This window comes from Caulobacter sp. FV2ye17ST, assembly GCF_058680955.1.
The window spans coordinates 3,874,832-3,893,905 of record NZ_CM178727.1; the positions used below are offsets into that span (position 1 = coordinate 3,874,832).

Below are 19,074 nucleotides of genomic sequence, written 5' to 3' on the forward strand. Positions count from 1 at the left end.
TTAGGGGTCCTCAGTCGCGCCGCAAGGACAGCCGGCGGGCTTCAGGCGGCCTTTGCGCTCTGCATCAGTCCCTTGAGCAGGTCCATGGTCGCTGGCGAGGCCGCCAGCTCTTCGCGGGCGGCGGGATCGCGGGCCAGCTTGAAGGCTTCCATCTTGGCCCTGTCGGCCACGGGCCCCGTGGGACCCGCCTCGCCCGTGGCCAGCTTGACCAGCAGGGCCATGCGGTGGGCCAGGGGCGCCGGAGCGCGGACCAGCATGGTCAGGAGCCGGCTGTCGGCCTCGACCTGGGAGCCGAGCTCGCCCAGCTTGTTGCACAAAGGCTCATAGTCCTCACGGACCAGGCCGGAACGGGTGACGGTCTTTTGCAGGCCGGCCAGGGCGGCCAGCTTGGCGGCCGGCGAGTCCGGTCCCTGACGCAGTTCCTTTTCGAACCGCAGGGCGGTGATGTTGGCGCTGAGCCAGCGAGCGGCCTGACGCTTGTTGACCGCGCCCATGACGTTCTCGGCCAGGCGGATCAGGATGGTGATCTCCTCGCGGGCCGAGCGGTCGCGCCCCAGCAGGGCCTCGATGAATTCGCCGTTGAGCAGGGTCTTGGAGCGGACCGTGAAGGCCGCCTGGATGTCTTCGGGCGGCAGGATGCGGCCGGCCGCGGCGGTCAGGCTCATGGCCAGGGCCCGCAGATATTCGATCTCGGCCTCGGCGTCGGTGGGCTTGAGCCGGCGCACGCCGTTCAGTTCGGTCAGCACCCGCTTGGCGATCGAGGCGCGGACGGGGGCGAAATGATCGCCGCTGAGCCATTCGCTCAGGCGCTTGGCGGTGCCCGACAGCTCGGGCATGCAGGCGCGGACCTGGGCCTGCATGCGGATCAGGGCTTCCACCTGGGCGCCGCCCGTCAGGCGGGTCATGGCCGCCAGGGTCGAGCCGAGGTCGTCGGCGGTGCCCAGCAGGTCGGCCATGCCGGCGCGCGAGCCGATGATCTCGGCCAGGGGCTGTTCAATGGCGTGCAGGGCCAGGGCGCGCGGACCGGGCTCGGTCGGGGCGGCGTCGGCCAGGTCCAGCAGGCGGGCGATCTTGTCGGACCAGCTGATCCCGGGCGCGATGGAGGCGGCGACGCCGGCCCCCAGCAGGAAGGCGCGGTCCGGGTCGGCGGCCAGGCGCTGGGCGGCCTTGGCGAAACCTTCCTTGTCGAGATCCGGCAGGGCGCCCTTCTTGAACGCCTTCATCAGATTGGCGACCGAGCGCTCGACCAGACCCTGGAAGGTGCGGATCAGTTCATGGACCGACATGCCCCGGGCTTCGGCCTCGGGAATGGCGATCTTCTGCAGGGCGTGCTGCAGGTCGGTGCCGGAGGCTTCCAGCTTCTCGACCAGGTCGGGACGGTGCAGCAGTTCGAAGGGCGTGGCGTTGTGTCGCGCCAGCCAGCCTTCCAGCAGGCGGCCGATCCGGTCGCGGGCATGGGCCGTGTAGAGGTCGGCGGGCTGGACGCAGAGGGGATCGAGATCCTCGACCTCCTTCTTCGGCTTGCCGCCGTCGACCATGCCCTTGGTGAAGATGGCGATGGATTTGTATTCGCCGGACTCGCGATCCAGGGTTTCCTTGCTGACGCGAACGGCCACCGCGCGGCCTGACGTCAGGCATTCCTCGGCGTTCTGAAGCGCGGCCGTGCGAACTTCCGTGGCCATTTCCAGGACCCACTGTGCGCCAACCTTGCGGCGCACGAAAAGTTCGTAATGGACATCGCTCATGGGCTAAGGGCTCCCCGAGTTTCGGTTATGGGATACAAGACCTTAAAGCGAGGTTGAGGCGGCCAATGTGGTCAAGCTTGGCGCCGTCGCAGCCATCCAGCCGCAATCGCGCCACGCTGGGGCCGCAAAGGCCGGACAAACCCTGTATGGAAAGCTTTGCCGCACCGCGCGTTGAAGCAGAGACGGGCGGTCGATAGGATCGCCAGACGACGAAGGTAAGGATCAGACGGGCTCCATGGCCGCTATCACGCTCATAGACGACGACGAAAACATCGTCGCTTCGGTCTCGCTGGCCCTCGAAAGCCACGGCCACACGGTCAAGGCCTATTACGATGGCGCCTCGGGCCTCGAGGCCGTCGAGAGCCAGGCGCCGGATCTGGTCATCCTGGACGTCAAGATGCCGCGCATGGACGGCATGGAAGTGCTGCGCCGCCTGCGCCAGACCTCCGAGATCCCGGTCATCATGCTGACCTCAAAGGACGACGAGATCGACGAGATCCTCGGCTTCAACCTCGGCGCCGACGACTACATGCACAAGCCCTTCAGCCAGCGCCTGCTGCTGGAGCGGGTGAAGGCCGTGCTGCGCCGCGCCCGTCCCGAGGACGAAGAGCCGTCGATCGCCGCGGGCCTGGCCGGCTCCAAGATGATGAAGCGCGGCAAGCTGACGCTGGACCCCGCACGCCATGACAGCCTGTGGGAAGGCAAGCCCGTCCGCCTGACCGTCACCGAGTTCCTGCTGCTGCAGTCCCTGGCCCAGCGCCCCGGCTTCGTGAAGAGCCGCGACAACCTGATGGACGCCGCCTACGACGATCAGGTCTATGTCGACGACCGCACGATCGACAGCCACATCAAGCGGATGCGCAAGAAGTTCCGCCAGGTCGATCCCGAGTTCGACTCCATCGAGACCCTGTACGGCGTTGGCTACCGTTATCGCGAAGCCTGACGCCGGCGCGCCCCGGCGTCGCTGGTCGTGGCCGCGCGGTTCGCGGCTGGGCCGGCTGATCATTGGCCTGAACGTGCTGGCGCTGGCGATCCTGGTGATCGGGGCGCTGGTGCTCAACGAGCTGCGTAGCGGCCTGGTCAACGCCCGGGTCGAAAGCCTGACCACCCAGGGCGACCTGATCGCCAAGGTCATCGACCAGCTGGCCACCGAGGGCGAGCCCGAACCGGCGCTGAACGCTGAAGCGGCCAGCGCCATCTTCCAGCTGCTGTTCATCCCCAGCTCGCAGCGGGCGCGACTGTTCGACGCCCAGGGCAATGTGCTGGCCGACAGCTTCATGGTCGCCGACCGCGTGGAGTGGAAGGTGCTGCCCCCGGCCCGCAAGCCCGGCGAGAAGGACGCCGCCGTCCGCGACGAGCCCGCCGACAAGGCCAAGGCGGCGAAGGCGAGCAAGGGCCTGTCCGACGAGCTGGCCCAGGCCCTGCGCGGCTCCGCGGTGGCGGGCACGCGGATGTCGGAGAACGGCGAGCGGGTCGTCTCGGTGTCGATCCCGATCCAGCACGTGCGGGCGGTTCTGGGGGTCCTTACCCTGGAGGTCGGCGACGTCGATTCGATCATCGCCGCCCAGCGCCGGGCCCTGCTGCCGTTCATCCTGGTGGCGATCAGCGCCACCCTGATCTCGTCGATCCTGTTGCACCGGCTGATCGCCGAACCGGTGATGCGCCTGGCCCGCGCCGCCGACCGGGTGCGACTGGAGGGCGCGCGCGCCATTTCCCTGCCCGACATCGCCCGTCGCCAGGACGAGATCGGCGACCTCTCCCGCGCCCTTGAGGAGATGACCCATTCGCTTTCGGAGCGGATGGACGGCATCGAGCGGTTCGCCGCCGACGTGGCCCACGAGATCAAGAACCCCCTGACCTCGATCCGCTCGGCCATCGAGACCCTGGATCTGGTCTCCGACCCCGTGGCTCGCGCCCGGCTGCTGGCGATCCTGCAGAACGACGTCAATCGCCTGGACCGGCTGGTCACCGACATCTCCAACGCCTCGCGCCTGGACGCCGAGCTGTCGCGCGAGGCTCCCAAGGCGCTGGACCTGGCCAAGCTGCTGGCCGAGGTCGCCAGCCTCTACGAGGCCCAGCTACGCCCCGGCGAAGCCCCGGGCAGCGTCAGGGTCAGCGTCCAGACCGGCGAGCCCGGCGTTGCGGCCCGGCTGATGGCCCGTGAGACGCCCATCGGCCAGGTGTTCCGCAACCTGATCGACAACGCCCGCTCGTTCAGCCCCGCCGATGGCGAGGTCCGCGTCGTCCTGACCCGGACGCGCGGCCGGCTGGTCACCACCATTGACGACGACGGCCCGGGCGTCCCTTCGGACAACCTCGAGACCATTTTCGAGCGCTTCTACACCTCCCGCCCCAAGGGCAAGGCGTTCGGCGGCAATTCGGGGCTGGGCCTGTCGATCGCCCGCCAGATCGTCGAGGCCCACGGCGGAGAACTGAAGGCCGAGAACCGGGTCGACGCCGACGGCGCCCTGCTGGGCGCGCGCTTCACCGTCGACCTTCCGGAATCGCGCGAGTGATCCGCCACGCCGGCCTGATCGCCCTGCGCCGCGACGGACTCTGGCGCGGCGCCCTGATCGAAGGCCCCTCCGGCGTCGGCAAGAGCGACCTGACCCTGCGCGCCCTCGAATCAGGCTTCGCCCTGGCGGCCGACGACCGCACGGTGGTCTTCGCCTCGGGCGGCCAGCTTTATGGCAAGGCCCCTGATTCTCTGTCTGGCCTGATCGAGATTCGGGGCCTGGGGGTCGTCCCCACCCCCGTCATCGCCTTCGCCCGGATCGCCCTGCTGGTGCGGTGCGTAGACGCGCCCGACGCCGTCGAACGCCTGCCGCAGCCACGTTTCGAGACCCTCTGCGGCGTGAACGTTCCCGTTTTCGACCTGTGGCCTCTGGAACCCGCCGCGCCGGCGAAAATCAGACGCATGCTGGAGCATCTTGGAGTCCCTCTCTAACGAGCGTATCAAGTGCGCCCGCGCGGCTCCTCCCGGCCGCCACGGGTTATGGGGATCCCGGTTGAGAAATCAGGCATGATCGGGCTCGTGATCGTTACGCACGGGCGTCTGGCGGAAGAGTTCGTCTCCGCCATGGAACATGTCGTCGGCCCGCAGACCGCGGTGAAGGCGATCTGCATCGGTCCGGAAGACGACATGGAACGTCGCCGGTCCGACATCCTGAAGGCGTGCGCGGTCGTCGACAGCGGCGACGGCGTGATTCTGCTGACCGACATGTTCGGCGGCACGCCCAGCAATCTGGCCATCTCGGTGATGGAACAGACCCGCGCCGAGGTGATCGCCGGCCTGAACCTGCCGATGCTGATCAAGCTGGCATCCGTGCGCCAGCGCGAGGACCTGCAGTCCTGCGTCGCCCACGCCCAGGAAGCTGGACGGAAATACATCTCCGTGGCCTCCTACGTGCTCGCGGGAGAAAAATGAGTCGCATGGCGGAACGGACGGTCGAAATCGTCAACGAGCGGGGGCTGCACGCCCGCGCCTCCGCCAAGTTCGTGAAGATGGCCGCCGGCTTCGACGCCGAGGTCAAGGTCAGCCGCGACGGCGCCAGCGTCGACGCCCGCTCGATCATGGGCCTGATGATGCTGGCCGCCGGCATAGGCTCGACCATCGACATCGCCGCCGAAGGCCCCGAGGCGGACGCCGCGCTTGAGGCCCTGTGCGAACTGGTGGCCAACCGGTTCGACGAAGAACGGTAGTGCGGCGGGCCTGCCAGTGAGCGGGCTTTCTGAAAACCGACAAGGTGGTGACGGACGTCAGCTCGCGGGCTTCGTCAGAGCGTAGCAGTCGCTTGGCCCGGCGATTTCGCCCAGCTGGGGACGCGATTCCCAGTTGGCCAGCCGCGTTTCGTAGCTCAGGCCGACCTTGCGAAGGACAGCGGCGGAGGCCGCATTGTCGGGATGGCAGGTCGCCCACACGCGGAAGATCTGTGGCTGCGCCATCGCCCATGCGACCACGGCCGAGGCGGCTTCGCTGGCCAGGCCCCGCCCCCAGAACGGCTCTCCAAAGATGTAGCCGAAATCGGCCCTCGGGGGCGACAGCCGAAGCTCCAGAACACCGGCGAGCTTGCCGGAGACTTTTTCGGTGACAGCCCAGGGAAACGCCGAGCCCGACGTCCAGCAGTCTTCGCAGCGCTCGGCGAAGGTCACGCTCTGGGCGAGTTTGCGGTGGCGTTCAAAGGGCATGAAACGCGTCGGCGCGGCCTCGCCGGCATAGGTTCGAAAGATATCCGCGGCATCCGCCCGCTCGACCGGCCGAAGGCGCAGTCGGCTCGTATGAAACTCTTCGGGCGCGCGCATGGGCCCATGATGGGTTCCCGAACCGATGTCCGCAATGGGAGCGAGTCAGGCTTCGGCTTGGGCGATCCGGGGCCTTCCCCAAACCCCGTCATACGCCCTAGGCTGACGCCAACGATAAAAGGGAGCGCCGCGCATGTTACCGGGCCTGATGCAGACCACCCCGCTGATGATCAGCGGCATCCTGACCTATGCGCAGCAGGCCCATGGCGCGCGCGAGATCGTCTCCAAGCTGATCGACGAGCCGGTCTGGCGCTATGACTATGCGGGACTTGGTCGCCGTTCGGCCCAGCTGGCCCATGCGCTGAAGCGGCTGGGCGTCCAGTCGGGCGACCGGGTCACGTCCCTGGCCTGGAACACTCACCGCCACCTGGAGCTGTTCTACGCCGTCCCGGGGATCGGGGCGGTGCTGCACACCGCCAATCCCCGGCTGTTCGACGAGCAGATCGTCTACACGATCAATCACGCGGAAAGCGCGGTCCTGTTCTTCGACCGCAACTTCCAGACCCTGGTCGAGCGCATCGCCCCGCAGCTGACCACGGTGAAGACCTTCGTGATGCTGTCTGATCCCGAGCGGACGATCCCCGGCTCGGTGGGCGCTATCAGCTACGAGACCCTGATCGCCGGCGAGGCCGAGGCGATCACGTGGGAAAGCTTCGACGAGAACGCCGGTGCCTTCCTCTGCTACACCTCGGGCACCACGGGCGACCCCAAGGGCGTGCTCTATTCGCACCGGGCTGTGGTGCTGCACGCCATGGCCGGGGGCCTCAACAGCGCCTTCGGCTTCACCGCCTTCGACGTGGTGATGCCCTGCTCCAGCCTCTATCACGCCACCGCCTGGGGCATTCCCTTCAGCGCCCCGATCTGCGGGACCAAGCTGGTCCTGCCCGGCGACAAGATGGACGGCGCGTCCCTGCACGCCCTGATCGAGGGCGAGGGCGTCACCTTCACCGGCGGCGTGCCGACCATCTGGACGATGTATCTGGACTGGCTGGAGAAGACCGGCCAGCGGCCGGACAGCCTGAAAAGGGTCGTGATCGGCGGCAGCGCGGTGCCGCGGGCCATGGCCGAGACCTTCAAGCGGCTCTACGGCGTCTCGGTGCTGCAGATCTGGGGCATGACCGAGACCTGTCCGATCGGCGTGGTCGCCACCCCCACCCCGTCGCTCGCCGCCCGGGGCGAAGAGGCCATGGACGAGGCGATCTGGACCCGCCAGGGCCGGCTGCAGTTCGGCATCGAGCTGAAGGTCGAGACCGAGGACGGCGGCGACGCCCCCTGGGACGGGGAAACCTCGGGCGCGCTGAAGGTGCGGGGCCCTTGGGTGGTGAGCCGCTATTTCCGTCAGGACGCCGATGTGGCCCAGGACGACGGCTGGTTCGACACCGGCGACATCGCCACTCTCGACGAGCACGGCTTCATGCGCATCACCGACCGCCAGAAGGACGTGATCAAGTCAGGCGGCGAGTGGATCAGTTCGATCGACCTGGAGAACGTCGCGGTGGGCTGTCCGGGCGTGAAGGTCGCCGCCGTGATCGGCGTGCCGCATCCCAAATGGGAGGAGCGACCGCTGCTGGTCATCGAGGTCCACGAGGGCGCGACCGTGACCAAGGTCGAGGTGCTCGACTACCTGGCCCCGCGCATCGTCAAATGGTGGACGCCCGACGACGTGGTCTTCGCGCCCGTGCCGCTGACGGCGACCGGCAAGATCGACAAGAAGGTGCTGCGGGAGGCGTGGCGGGCGCATCTGCTGGGGTAAGGCAACGTGGTGCGCTTACTGGCATGGAGCACCGGTATTCTGCGGGTTCCCGTGAATGGGATCACTGAAGGAAACCAAAATGACCCGCGACGGACCCAAGAAGGCTTACCTCGTTGTGCGAGGCGAAGAATATCTCGCTCCAGGAGATCTAGCGACCAAGACGCCCACAAAAGCGATCGTCTTCCAAGAACAGAGCAAAGCGCAGATTGAAGCGGACCGGCTGACGGCCAGTGCCACGCAAAGTCGTTGGCTCGTAACGACAACCTACGGCGGAGGCGGAATCATCATCGACGTAATCTAGTGGTTGCAACAAAAACTCTGTCATCCCGGCCGCAGCGAAGCGGAGAGCCGGGACCCAGGGGCAGCCGCATTGCGCTTTGCCCCTGGGTCCCGGATCGCCCAAGCGCGTCCGGGATGACACCTATTTGGCAACTTAAGCCAGCATGCGCACCTTCGGCTCGCGGTCCCAGAACCGCTTGGCCGCCGCCGCGATGAAGTCCGCGCCCAGGCCCACCACACCGTCGTCCGGCTCGACCCCCGCCTTGTCTAGCAGCGGCTTGGCCGCGTCGGTGGCGCCGATCGCCTTCAGGTGGCCGAAGGCGTCCATCACGAACTGGACAGCGGCGGCTTCCTTCAGCAGGGCCGCGCAGCCGGTGTCGGACAGCACCAGGGCGATGGCGTCCACCGTTACCGACGGCGTCCCGGCCAGCTGGCCGTCGGCCGGGATCAGGGTTCCGTCCGCGCCCTTGGCCCCGCCGATCTTGGGCGCGATCACCTTGGCCACGGCGCCGGCCTTGCTGATCGCCGCCTTCAGCTTGTCGACCGCCGCCGCGTCGGAGCCGTCGGCGACCAGGATGCCGATCACGTGGCCCTTGATGTCGGTCGGGGCGCGCGGGCCGTTGACGATGCGCAGGGCCGGCGACAGGTCAAGGTCCTGAACCGGGGCCGCCGTCTTGGAGGCCTTGGGCACGGGCATGTTCAGGCCCGCGCCGACCCGCTCGGCCAGGTCCGGGTCAACATTGACCAGATTGGACATCATCCGCGTCCGCACCGCCTCGATGCCCACCTTGGACAGTTCAAACACGATGGCCGAGGCCAGGTGGGCCTGTTCGGCCGGATCCAGCGAGCGGAAGAACAGCCGCGCCTGGCTGTAGTGGTCGGCGAAGCTTTCCGGCCGGATCCGCAGCTTGTCGCCCTGCTCGCTGGGCGCATCGGCCGACGGGAAGGTCGTGAAGCCGGTCATCGGACATTCGCGCGGCCCACCCTCTTCGCCGGCCGTCTCGGTCAGGCTGTTGGGCTCGTAATTGGCGCGGCCCTTGGGCACCGCCATCTGCATCTGGCCGTCGCGCTGGAAGTTCATCACCGGGCACTTGGGCGCGTTGATCGGCAGCTGGTGGAAATTGGCCGTGCCCAGGCGGCTCTTCTGGGTGTCGAGATAGGAAAACAGCCGGCCCTGCAGCAGCGGGTCATTGGTGAAGTCGACGCCCGGCGGCACATTGGCCGGGCAGAAGGCGACCTGCTCGGTCTCGGCGAAGAAGTTGTCCGGATAGCGATCCAGCACCATCCGCCCAACGATGCGGACGGGCAGCACCTCTTCCGGAATGATCTTGGTGGGGTCCAGAACGTCGAAGGGCAGGCTGTCGGCGAAGGCCTGGTCGAAGGTCTGGAGACCCAGCTCCCACTCGGGGAAGTCGCCGCGCTGGATGGCTTCGAACATGTCGCGGCGCTGGAAGTCGGGATCGGCGCCGGCCAGCTTCACTGCCTCGTCCCAGAGAGTCGAGGCCACGCCCTGCTTGGGCTTCCAGTGGAACTTGACGAAGGTCGACTTGCCGGCGGCGTTGACGAACCGGAACGTGTGGACGCCGAAGCCTTCCATCGTGCGCAGGGACCGCGGAATGGTGCGGTCGCTCATCGCCCACATGATCATGTGGGTCGATTCCGGCATCAGGCTGATGAAGTCCCAGAAGGTGTCATGGGCGCTGGCGGCCTGGGGATAGCCGCGATCGGCCTCCATCTTCACCGAATGGATCAGGTCGGGGAACTTGATGGCGTCCTGAATGAAGAACACCGGGATGTTGTTGCCGACGAGGTCCCAGTTGCCTTCCTGGGTGTAGAACTTGACCGCGAAGCCGCGCACGTCGCGGGGCGTGTCGACGCTGCCCGCGCCGCCGGCCACGGTGGAGAAGCGCGCGAACAGCGGGGTCTTCTCGCCGGCCCGCTGGAAGAGCTCGGCCTTGGTCAGGTCGGACAGCGATTCATAGAGCTCGAAAAAGCCGTGGGCCGCCGTGCCGCGCGCATGGACAATGCGCTCGGGAATGCGCTCGTGGTCGAAGTGGAAGATCTTCTCGCGAAGGACGAAGTCCTCCAGCAGCACCGGACCGCGCTCGCCGGACTTCAGCTGGTTCTGATTGTCGGAAACGCGGATGCCCTGATTGGTCGTCAGGTGGGCTTCGCCGTCATGCGGACCCTTGTCGGGAACCTGCTGGTGGGTTTCGCCGCCCTTGCCGATCTTGGTCGTGAAGTCGCTCGCCATGTCCGTCATTCCTCTGCGCCCCATCCTGGTGCACGGGGGATGACGGCCAAACCCTTGGCCGGAACGGATGGTTCCGGCCAAGGGCCCGGTCTTCGACGAAAGGCTCAGCGCTCGCTGTCGAGGTGGGCCATCATCGCCTCGGCGTAGCGCGTGCCGGCCACGGCGTCCTTGGGCACGGCGGCTTCGATGGCCGCCCGGTCCTGCGCCGACAGGGTGACGTCCAACGCGCCCAGCGCCTCGGTCAGGCGATCGCGGCGGCGGGCGCCGATCAGCGGCACGATATCGTCGCCCTGAGCGGCCACCCAGGCGATGGCGGCCTGGGCCGTGGTGACGCCCTTCGATTCAGCGACGGTGCGCAGGGCCTCGACCAGAGCCAGGTTGGCGTCGAGATTGTCGCCCTGGAACCGCGGGCTCATGGCGCGGAAGTCGCGACCGTTCGAGGCGCGGTCCTTGCTCCAGTGGCCGCTGATCAGGCCGCGCGACAGCACGCCATAGGCGGTGATCCCGATGCCCATTTCGCGGCAGGTGGGCAGGATCTCGGCCTCGATGCCGCGCGAGATCAGGGAATATTCGATCTGCAGATCGGCGATCGGCGCGACGGCGGCGGCGCGGCGGATGGTGTCGGCGCCCACCTCGGACAGGCCGATGTGGCGGACATAGCCGGCCTGCACCATCTCGGCGATGGCGCCGATGGTATCCTCGATCGGCACGGTCGGATCCAGCCGCGAGGGGCGGTAGATGTCGATATGGTCGACGCCCAGGCGCTTCAGACTGTAGGCCAGGAAATTCTTGATGGCGGCCGGGCGGCTGTCATAGCCTAGGAAGGCGCCGGCCGGATCGCGCAGGGCGCCGGTCTTGACGCTCAGCACCAGGTCCTCGCGCCGGTGGCGCTTGAGGGCCTCGCCGATCAGCATCTCGTTGTGGCCCATGCCGTAGAAGTCGCCGGTGTCGATCAGGGTCACGCCCCGCTCCACGGCGGCGTCGAAGGTGGCCAGGCTCTCGGCCCGGTCGCTGGGGCCGTACATGTCGGACATGCCCATGCAGCCCAGGCCGAAGGCCGAAACGACGGGACCGGTCTTGCCGAGTTGATGCGTCTTCATGGTGTGTCTCCAAATCTCGTGGAGGGGTTATGCGCCTCGGCGCATCGTGCGATAATCCGGTCAATGCCGCACGACCCGTTCGGAAATATGCACAATGGCCGCTGACGCCGACTTCGCCGATCTGGACGCCTTCACCGCCGTGGCCCGCGCCCGGGGCTTTCGCGGCGCGGCGAGCGTGCGCGGGGTTTCGGCCTCGTCGCTGAGCGAGGCGGTGCGGCGGCTGGAGGCGCGGCTGGGCGTGCGGCTGCTGAACCGAACCACCCGCAGCGTCACCCCCACCGAGGCCGGCCAGACGCTGCTGGAGCGCCTGACCCCCGCCCTGGCCGACGTGGCCCTGGCCCTGGACGAGGTCAACGCCTTTCGTGACAGCCCGACCGGCACCCTGCGCCTGAACGTGCCCACCGTGGTGGCGCGGGTCATCCTGCCGCGCCTGTTGCCGCGCTTCCTGGCCGCCAACCCCGGCGTCTCGATCGAGGTCACCGCCGAGGACACCTTCATCGACGTGCTGGCCGCCGGCTTCGATGCGGGGGTCCGCTATGACGAGCGGATGGAGAAGGACATGATCGCCGTGCCCCTGGCCGGGCCGCAGCGGTTCGTGGTGGTCGGCTCACCCGGCTATTTCGCCGCCCATGGCAAGCCGGTCCATCCGCGCGAGGTGCTGGACCACGCCTGCATCCGCCACCGCTTCCCCAGCGGGGTCAGCCATGCCTGGGAGTTCGAGAAGGACGGCGAGGTCATCCGCATCAGCCCGACCGGCCCGCTGATCTCGACCAATATCGACCTGGAGCTGGCGTCATGCCTGGCCGGCGTGGGCCTGATCGCCACCTTCGAGGACTTCGTCGCCGGGGACCTGGCCGCTGGCCGCCTGGAAAGCGTGCTGGGCGACTGGTTGCCGCCGTTCACCGGCCCGCTGCTCTACTATCCCAGCCGCCGCCACATGCCCGCGCCGCTGCGGGCCTTCGTGGATTTCGTGAAGGCCGAAAAAACGCGCCAGGCCTGGTGAAAACTTGCCGCACCCGCCCCTATCTATCGGCTCTGCGAGAAACCCTTGCCTTGCCTATGGACGTCCCGAGGCGTAACGGGGCGCTTCCCGCCACGATGGGCCGGGAAAGACGAATTGGAGACCGCTATGGGTTACCGGGTCGCCGTGGTCGGCGCCACGGGCAATGTTGGCCGTGAGATGTTCAACATCCTCGAGGAAGTGAAATTCCCCGTCGACAAGATGCACGCCATCGCCAGCCGGAAATCCATCGGCGTCGAGGTCTCGTTCGGCAACCAGATCCTCAAGTGCGAGGACCTGGCCCAGTTCGACTTCAGCACGGTCGATATCGTGCTGATGAGCGCCGGCGGCGCCATCTCCAAGGAATGGGGCGAGAAGATCGGCGCGGCCGGTCCGATCGTCATCGACAATTCCAGCCACTTCCGGATGGATCCGGACGTGCCGCTGGTGGTGCCGGAAGTGAACCCGGAAGCCGTCAACAAGCTGCCCAAGAACATCATCGCCAACCCCAACTGCTCGACCGCGCAGCTGGTGGTGGTGCTGAAACCCCTGCACGACGAGGCCAAGATCAAGCGCGTCGTCGTCTCGACCTACCAGTCGGTGTCGGGCGCGGGCAAGGAAGGCATGGACGAGCTGTGGGAGCAGACCAAGGGCGTGTTCGTCCTGGGCGCGCCGCCCCCCAAGAAGTTCACCAAGCAGATCGCCTTCAACGTGATCCCCCACATCGACAGCTTCATGGAGGACGGCTTCACGAAGGAAGAGTGGAAGATGATGGCGGAGACCAAGAAGATCCTGGATCCGTCGATCAAGCTGGTCGCCACCTGCGTGCGCGTGCCGGTCATGGTCGGACACGCCGAAGCGGTGAACATCGAGTTCGAAACCCCGCTCGACGAGGATGATGTCCGCGAGATCCTGCGCGACGCCGACGGCGTGGAAGTCATCGATAAGCGCGAGGACGGCGGCTACATGACGCCCAAGGAAAGCGCCGGCGAGTTCCCGGTCTATGTCTCGCGCATCCGCACCGACCCCACCGTCGAGAACGGCATCGTGCTGTGGTGCGTGGCCGACAATCTGCGCAAGGGCGCGGCGCTGAACGCGGTGCAGATCGCGCAGCTTCTGCATGAGAAGGGCCTGATCAAGCCCAAACTCCCGGCCTAAACCGCCTTCCGCAACAAGCGGGTGGACGATTTCAGGGCTCCCGGGACTTAAGGTCCCGGGAGCCTTTTCTTTTAGCCAACAGGACGACGCCATGTCGGCGGATGTGAACAAGACCCCGGACGAAGCCCGGACAGCCGTGATCGCCGCAGTGGGCTGCTACATGCTGTGGGGCTTCCTGCCGCTGTATTTCCACCTGCTCTCGAACCTGGGCGTCGGCTCGTGGGAGATGATCGCGCACCGCACCCTGTGGGCCGCGCCCTGGGCCTTCCTGGCCGTGCTGCTGGCCAGACAGGCGGGACAGGTGGCGGCGGTGCTGCGCCAGCCCCGGACCCTGCTGATCCTGGCCTGTTCGACGGCGGCGATCTTCATCAACTGGTCGATCTATGTGTTCGCGGTCAACGCCGGCCACGTGATCGAGACCAGCCTGGGCTATTATATCAACCCGCTGATGAACATGGCGGCGGGGGCCATCCTGTTTCGCGAACGGATCACCCGCGAAGGCGCCATCGCCATTGGCCTGGCGGCGGTGGGGGTGGCCATCCAGACGGCCGCCCTGGGCCACCTGCCGGTGATCTCGCTGGGCGTCGCGCTCAGCTTCTGCGCCTACGCCATCCTGCGCAAACAGGTGAAGGCCGACGCCCAGACGGGTCTGTTCATCGAGTGCGCCTATCTGGCGATCCCGGGTCTGATCTATGTGCTGCACCTGCAGTCGACCGGCGCGGGCCACTTCGGATCGGGCGCCGGCGTCAGCACCCTGCTGCTGCTGGCCGGCCCCGCCACCGTCGTGCCGCTGGCCCTGTTCGCCTGGTCGGCGCGCCGCATGCCGCTCAGCGCCATGGGCTTCCTGCAGTTCATCGCCCCGACCCTGCAGTTCCTGGTCGGCATGAGCCTGGGCGAAGCGGTGACCCCGATGCGCGCCCTGTCGTTCGTGTTCATCTGGCTGGGCGTGGCGGTGTTCGCCTACGGGGCCTGGAAACGGACGCGCGTGGTGGCGGCGGCGACCTGACCGTCATTAACGGGAGCTCAGCAACCCGTTGATAGGTATGGTGGCCATGTCGGTCATCCTGCGCCTTTTCCTGCTCAGCCTCGCCGGGGCCCTGACGAGCTTTTCGGCGGCCGCAAGCCAATCCCTGCTGTCGCGCGACCGGTTCTCCGGCGTGGCGACTGTGGGATTGTCGGTCGGGGACAGCGAACGATCATGGCTTGATCGCGGGCTTGGCAAGGCGGGCAGCGGCGAGCCGGCGGCAGCAGGCGCCATCATCGCCTGGCGGCCCAGCCTGGGCGGACGGTTCGGCGCCTTGGTCAGCGCCGACGTCCAGTCAGCCCTTTCCCCGAGTGTCGGTCTCGACGAAGCCTATCTGACCCTGCGCCCATCTCCGGGCGCGCCGCTTCGCCTGTCGGGCCGTACGGGCCTGTTCTTCCCGCCGATCTCGCTGGAACACGATGGCTCGGAATGGTCGCTGTCGCGCTCGCTGACCCCGTCGGCGATCAACAGCTGGGTCGCCGAAGAGGTGAAGACGGCCGGTCTGGAACTGACGGCGCGCTCCACAGCCATCGGTCGCCCTGTGGGCCTGACAGTAGCCGGCTTCCAGGGCAACGACACCTCCGGCACGCTGCTGGCGTTTCGGGGCTGGGCCCTGCATGACCTGCGCGCCACCTGGAACGGCGCCCTGCCTCTGCCGCCAGTCCCCGGGATGTTCGCCGGGAAACAGGCGACACGAACCCGTCCTGTCGACGAGGTGGATGGCCGCTGGGGAGCCTATGGCCGGTTTGACATCCAGCCCGTCGACAGACTCGATGTCAGCCTGCTGGCCTATGACAACAACGGTGATCGCACGACCCTCGTCAACGGCCAGTACGCCTGGCGGACACGCTTCGTACAGGCCGGCGCGCGCTGGTCACCCGATGCCCTGACAGAAATCCTGATCCAGACCATGCAGGGTGAGACCGGCATGGGACCTAGCACCCAGGGCCAGACCCCTGCCGATGTCGGCTTCCAGAGCGCGTTCATCCTGATGTCGCGCGACATTCGCAGCGGCGCGATCACGACACGGCTTGAGCAGTTCTCCATCGACGACCGCAGCTTCAAGGACCGCGACAACAATGCCGAGCACGGCTGGGCCGCGACGCTGGCCTGGACTCAGCCGCTCCGCGCGACGCTGGACCTAGTCGTCGAAGGCGTGTTTGTCACCGCTGACCGCCCCGACCGAGCCCGCCTTGGCGAAGATCGGCGACAAGACAATCTGCGCCTGACCACAGCCCTGCGCGCCAGCTTCTAGATCGCGCTAAAGGCAGGCGTAGGCCGCCTCGATCAGCCGCACCGCGCGGGGGTCGCCGATCAGGGCGTTACCTTGCCGGTTCATCACATAGGACCCGGACACGCCCGTGGCCGGATCGGCGAAGGCGCACGAGCCGCCCCAGCCCGAATGACCGAACGCCTCGGCGGTCGGACCGTAGAAAAAGTTGGGCGTGTTGCGCATGAAGCCCGCGCCCCAGCTGATGTCGTAGGGCAGCACCAGGTCGCGGCCCACGATACGTTCAAAGGTGGCGGCCTTGATCCCGGCCGGCGTGATCAGCGACTTGCCGTCCAGCATCCCGCCATGGGCCAGGGCGCCCATCAGTCGCGCCAGAGCCGGGGCCGTGGCGTGGCCGTTGGCGGAGGGGATCTCGACCCGTCGCCACTCATCGGTTCCCCGGCCCGAGGGCGCGGCCCACGGGGTCATGAAGGCGGCCTTCACGGCGGCGTTCATCTCGCCGAACTTCGGCAGGGTCGTGGGGCGCATCAGTTCGGCGGTGCGCGCGTGCTCGCTGTCAGGCAGGCCGATCCAGAGGTCGAGGCCGAACGGCTGGGCGATGTCCTCGCGCAGCGCCGTGCCCATCGTCCGGCCGTCGACGCGGCGGAAGATCTCGCCGGCCAGATAGCCGAAGGTCACCGGATGATAGCCGCTGGCCGAGCCGACCGGGAACAGCGGCGCCATGGCCGCCAGCTTGGCGCAGGTGGCGTCCCAGTCGAACCAGATGGCCGGATCGGTCTCGTCGGGAAAGCCCGACAGGCCGGCCTGGTGCGACATGGCCTGCTCGATGGTGACGTCCTGCTTGCCGGCCTGGGCGAACTCCGGCCAGACGTCGGCGACGGGCTGGTCATAGGCCAGGCGACCTTCGTCGACGAGGCGCGCGACCATCAGGGCGGCGACCGCCTTGGTGGTCGAGAACAGGGCCGTCAGGGTGTCGGGACCGAAGGGGATCGTGCGCTTGCGGTCGGCGAAGCCGCCCATCAGGTCGACGACGACTTCACCGTCGACGGCGAAGGCGAAGCGGGCGCCCAGCTCGCCGCCGTCCGCGAAATTGGCCTCGAACACCTCGCGCACGGCGGAGAAGCGGTCGGGGCAGACGCCGGTGATGTCGACGGTCATGACGGTGTTCCCTAGGCCAGTCGCTCGATGCGGACCGTCGGCGAGGTCTGCTTGATCCGCGCGCCCATGGCCACGATCGGCAGCTCGGGCGCGTTCCAGATATTGGCGGCGGTCACCGTTTCGGCCACCCCGCCGACCGCGCGGGCCAGGCCGTAGGACAGGGTCTGGCCTTCCAGGATCGAGGCGGCGTAGAGGGCGGTCAGCAGATCGCCCGTGCCGTTGGGCGAGCGCTCGGCCTTGGCGTGGGCGGCCAGCCAGGCTTCCTTGCGGTCGGCCAGGACGACGCCGATCTCGGCCCCGCGATGGACGGACGAGACCAGGGTGGGCTTGCCCAGCAGGCGGGCGGCGCGCATCGCCGATTGCGGATCGCGGGCGTCGGCCCCGGTCAGCTTCTGCAGCTCCCAGGCATTGCAGGCCACCACGTCGGCGCGGGGGATCAGCTCGGCGGCGATGGCCTCGGCCACCTCGGGCAGGACATAGAGGCCCTTGCCGGCGTCGCCCATGGTGGGGTCGACGATGATCGAGGGCCTGCGGCTGGCGGCCCCTTCGCGGGGCGCCTCGCGCACGGCGTCGATGGCCCGGGCGGCGGCGCGCACCTGGGCGGCGCTGGCGAAATAACCGGTGATGACGATGTCGGTCAGGCCAAACAGGCCATTGGCCTCCATGCCGTCGAGCATGCCTTCCAGCACCTCGATGGGCACAGGCGCGCCGCCGGGCACGCCCCAGCCGGGGTGACGGCCGAACAGCACGGTGGGGGCGACCATCGAGTCGATGCGGAACTGGACGAGCGCTGTGGCCTGGGCCGACGCGCCGACGCGGCTGCCGGCGACATGGCTGGAGATGATCAGAGCTAAAGGCATGGCAAGCGGCTTACCGGACCATGGCCGGCTTGAACAGTGCGTCGCGGGACGGAAGCGGCGAAGCTTTCAGGGAATCGGCGCATCGGAAGCGTCGTTGGAGCGCGCCTCGACGACAGTCTGAACGCGCGCCGGCGTGATCTGGTCGGCGACGAGCGCGGACCACGTCGCCGGATCCTCGCCACGCACCGACAGCGGAAGCTGCATCACGCACTTCACGCCCTGGGGCAGGTAGTCGATGCGCGCCTCACCCCCGCTGTCCTGGCCGAAGGTTCGCGCGATCAGCCGGGTGCCGAACCCGGTGTGGGCGGGCGAGGTCACGGGCGGCCCGCCATGTTCGCGCCAGAGCAGATTGACATGGCGGGCGCCGAGCTGGTTGTGCGCGAGGTTCCAGCTCAGTTCGACCTGACCGCCATCGACGGAGAGGGCGCCATATTTGAGGGCGTTGGTCGCCAGTTCGTGCAGGGCCAGAGCCATGGCCACGGCCTGCTGAGGGCTGAGCCAGACCAGGGGGCCGTCGATCGCGAAACGATGGTCACCCGGGTGATCGTGCGGCGCCACCGCCTGCCGGACGATGGTGCCGAGGTCGGCTCCGGACCAGGTCTGGTCGACCAACACGTTGTGGGCGTCCGACATCGCCATCAGGCGGTTGGTCAGCTCGCGACGAACACGCGGATCGACCTTGGCCGCCCGCAGGGTCTGCTCGGCGATCGACTGCACCGTGGCCAGGGTGTTCTTGATCCGGTGGTTCAGCTCGTTGAGCAGCAACACCCGCTGGTCTTCAGCCAGCTTGGCGGGGGTCTCGTCCCGCAGGATCTTCATCAATCCCGTCAGGCCGGGCTCATAGATGCCCATGGTCATGCCGTTGCCCCAGAACCGCGAGCCGTCCTTGCGCAGGTGCCAGCGGGTGTCCTCGGCCCGCCCCAGCCGCTTGGCGTTGTCCAGCTCCAGCCGGTCGGCGCCGGCCTCCCGGTCCGAGGGGGTGAACAGGGCGCTGAACGTCATGCCCATCGCCTCTTCACGGCCATAGCCGAGCACCGTCTCGGCGCCCCGGCTCCAGCTGGTCACCCGGCCTTCCAGATCCATGGTGAAGATCGCATAGCCGAGGGCGTTCTCGATGATCAGGCTGGCGAGTGTGGCGTCGTGTTTAGCGGACATTGGGGGCTCCTGCCCCCTATCAACGCGACGGCGGCGCTTTCGGCGCCGGGCCCAC

At 67.8% G+C, this 19,074-nt stretch carries 18 protein-coding genes and 1 pseudogene; 12 read left to right on the top strand and 7 right to left on the bottom strand.

The genetic code is table 11. The annotated features are described in order from the left end of the window. Positions 1 to 41: 41 nt before the first annotated feature. On the bottom strand, positions 42 to 1,745 hold the full coding sequence (locus tag ACW17V_RS18640) for a hypothetical protein (protein WP_492106533.1): 1,704 nt from the start codon (positions 1,743 to 1,745) through the stop codon (positions 42 to 44). 235 nt (positions 1,746 to 1,980) lie between these two features. On the opposite strand from ACW17V_RS18640, the gene chvI reads away from it, so the two are divergent. The 5 genes from chvI (at position 1,981) to ACW17V_RS18665 (ending at position 5,447) form a co-directional block, all read left to right on the top strand. Next, entirely contained in the window at positions 1,981 to 2,688 is a 708-nt protein-coding gene (gene chvI / locus ACW17V_RS18645; RefSeq protein WP_419319686.1) for a two-component response regulator ChvI, read from the top strand. Then, positions 2,663 to 4,261 carry a two-component sensor histidine kinase ChvG gene (chvG, locus tag ACW17V_RS18650; protein ID WP_492106534.1) on the top strand — a complete coding sequence of 533 codons (1,599 nt, stop codon included), beginning with the start codon at positions 2,663 to 2,665 and terminating at the stop codon, positions 4,259 to 4,261. The genes chvI and chvG overlap by 26 nt, the downstream gene beginning before the upstream one ends. After that, on the top strand, positions 4,258 to 4,692 hold the full coding sequence (locus ACW17V_RS18655; protein WP_492106535.1) for an HPr kinase/phosphorylase: 435 nt from the start codon (positions 4,258 to 4,260) through the stop codon (positions 4,690 to 4,692). The genes chvG and ACW17V_RS18655 overlap by 4 nt, the downstream gene beginning before the upstream one ends. 75 nt (positions 4,693 to 4,767) lie before the next feature. After that, positions 4,768 to 5,172, top strand: a complete 405-nt coding sequence (locus tag ACW17V_RS18660) for a PTS sugar transporter subunit IIA (protein ID WP_492106536.1) — start codon at positions 4,768 to 4,770, stop codon at positions 5,170 to 5,172. Then, positions 5,169 to 5,447 (top strand): HPr family phosphocarrier protein, encoded by a 279-nt coding sequence (locus ACW17V_RS18665; RefSeq protein ID WP_492106537.1) that lies wholly within the window; start codon positions 5,169 to 5,171, stop codon positions 5,445 to 5,447. Before ACW17V_RS18660 ends, ACW17V_RS18665 begins: the two co-directional genes overlap by 4 nt. A 57-nt stretch (positions 5,448 to 5,504) precedes the next feature. Here ACW17V_RS18665 and ACW17V_RS18670 read toward each other — a convergent pair whose 3' ends face one another. Beyond that, positions 5,505 to 6,047, bottom strand: a complete 543-nt coding sequence (locus tag ACW17V_RS18670) for a GNAT family N-acetyltransferase (RefSeq protein ID WP_492106538.1) — start codon at positions 6,045 to 6,047, stop codon at positions 5,505 to 5,507. Between the two features lie 133 nt (positions 6,048 to 6,180). Between ACW17V_RS18670 and ACW17V_RS18675 the strand changes: the two genes are divergently transcribed. The 3 genes and pseudogenes from ACW17V_RS18675 (at position 6,181) to ACW17V_RS18685 (ending at position 8,237) form a co-directional block, all read left to right on the top strand. Further along, on the top strand, positions 6,181 to 7,800 hold the full coding sequence (locus tag ACW17V_RS18675; RefSeq protein WP_492106539.1) for a long-chain fatty acid--CoA ligase: 1,620 nt from the start codon (positions 6,181 to 6,183) through the stop codon (positions 7,798 to 7,800). A 79-nt stretch (positions 7,801 to 7,879) separates the two neighbouring features. Then, entirely contained in the window at positions 7,880 to 8,101 is a 222-nt protein-coding gene (locus tag ACW17V_RS18680; protein ID WP_492106540.1) for a hypothetical protein, read from the top strand. A 3-nt stretch (positions 8,102 to 8,104) separates the two neighbouring features. Next, positions 8,105 to 8,237, top strand: a pseudogene (locus ACW17V_RS18685) (hypothetical protein). Here ACW17V_RS18685 and ACW17V_RS18690 read toward each other — a convergent pair. Beyond that, positions 8,234 to 10,333 (bottom strand): catalase, encoded by a 2,100-nt coding sequence (locus ACW17V_RS18690; protein WP_492106541.1) that lies wholly within the window; start codon positions 10,331 to 10,333, stop codon positions 8,234 to 8,236. The pseudogene ACW17V_RS18685 and the gene ACW17V_RS18690 overlap by 4 nt on opposite strands. A 104-nt stretch (positions 10,334 to 10,437) precedes the next feature. Further along, positions 10,438 to 11,433, bottom strand: a complete 996-nt coding sequence (locus ACW17V_RS18695) for an aldo/keto reductase (protein ID WP_492106542.1) — start codon at positions 11,431 to 11,433, stop codon at positions 10,438 to 10,440. Positions 11,434 to 11,527: 94 nt separating this feature from the next. Between ACW17V_RS18695 and ACW17V_RS18700 the strand changes: the two genes are divergently transcribed. The 4 genes from ACW17V_RS18700 to ACW17V_RS18715 all read left to right on the top strand — a co-directional run bounded on the left by ACW17V_RS18700 (position 11,528) and on the right by ACW17V_RS18715 (position 15,870). Next, positions 11,528 to 12,436: a LysR family transcriptional regulator gene (locus tag ACW17V_RS18700; RefSeq protein ID WP_492106543.1), complete on the top strand. Its 909-nt coding sequence runs from the start codon at positions 11,528 to 11,530 to the stop codon at positions 12,434 to 12,436. A 126-nt stretch (positions 12,437 to 12,562) separates the two neighbouring features. Next, on the top strand, positions 12,563 to 13,591 hold the full coding sequence (locus tag ACW17V_RS18705) for an aspartate-semialdehyde dehydrogenase (protein ID WP_492106544.1): 1,029 nt from the start codon (positions 12,563 to 12,565) through the stop codon (positions 13,589 to 13,591). A gap of 91 nt (positions 13,592 to 13,682) precedes the next feature. Further along, a complete protein-coding gene (rarD, locus tag ACW17V_RS18710) occupies positions 13,683 to 14,597 on the top strand; it encodes an EamA family transporter RarD (protein ID WP_492106545.1) in 915 nt (304 codons plus the stop codon). A gap of 46 nt (positions 14,598 to 14,643) precedes the next feature. Beyond that, positions 14,644 to 15,870, top strand: coding sequence for a hypothetical protein (locus ACW17V_RS18715; protein WP_492106546.1), 1,227 nt, complete (start codon positions 14,644 to 14,646; stop codon positions 15,868 to 15,870). A gap of 6 nt (positions 15,871 to 15,876) precedes the next feature. Here ACW17V_RS18715 and ACW17V_RS18720 read toward each other — a convergent pair whose 3' ends face one another. The 3 genes from ACW17V_RS18720 to ACW17V_RS18730 form a co-directional block, all read right to left on the bottom strand. Beyond that, positions 15,877 to 17,004 carry a serine hydrolase domain-containing protein gene (locus ACW17V_RS18720; RefSeq protein WP_492106547.1) on the bottom strand — a complete coding sequence of 376 codons (1,128 nt, stop codon included), beginning with the start codon at positions 17,002 to 17,004 and terminating at the stop codon, positions 15,877 to 15,879. A gap of 11 nt (positions 17,005 to 17,015) precedes the next feature. Next, entirely contained in the window at positions 17,016 to 17,864 is an 849-nt protein-coding gene (locus tag ACW17V_RS18725; protein ID WP_492106548.1) for a pyridoxal kinase, read from the bottom strand. 66 nt (positions 17,865 to 17,930) lie between these two features. After that, entirely contained in the window at positions 17,931 to 19,019 is a 1,089-nt protein-coding gene (locus tag ACW17V_RS18730; protein ID WP_492106549.1) for a sensor histidine kinase, read from the bottom strand. Positions 19,020 to 19,074 lie beyond the last annotated feature (55 nt).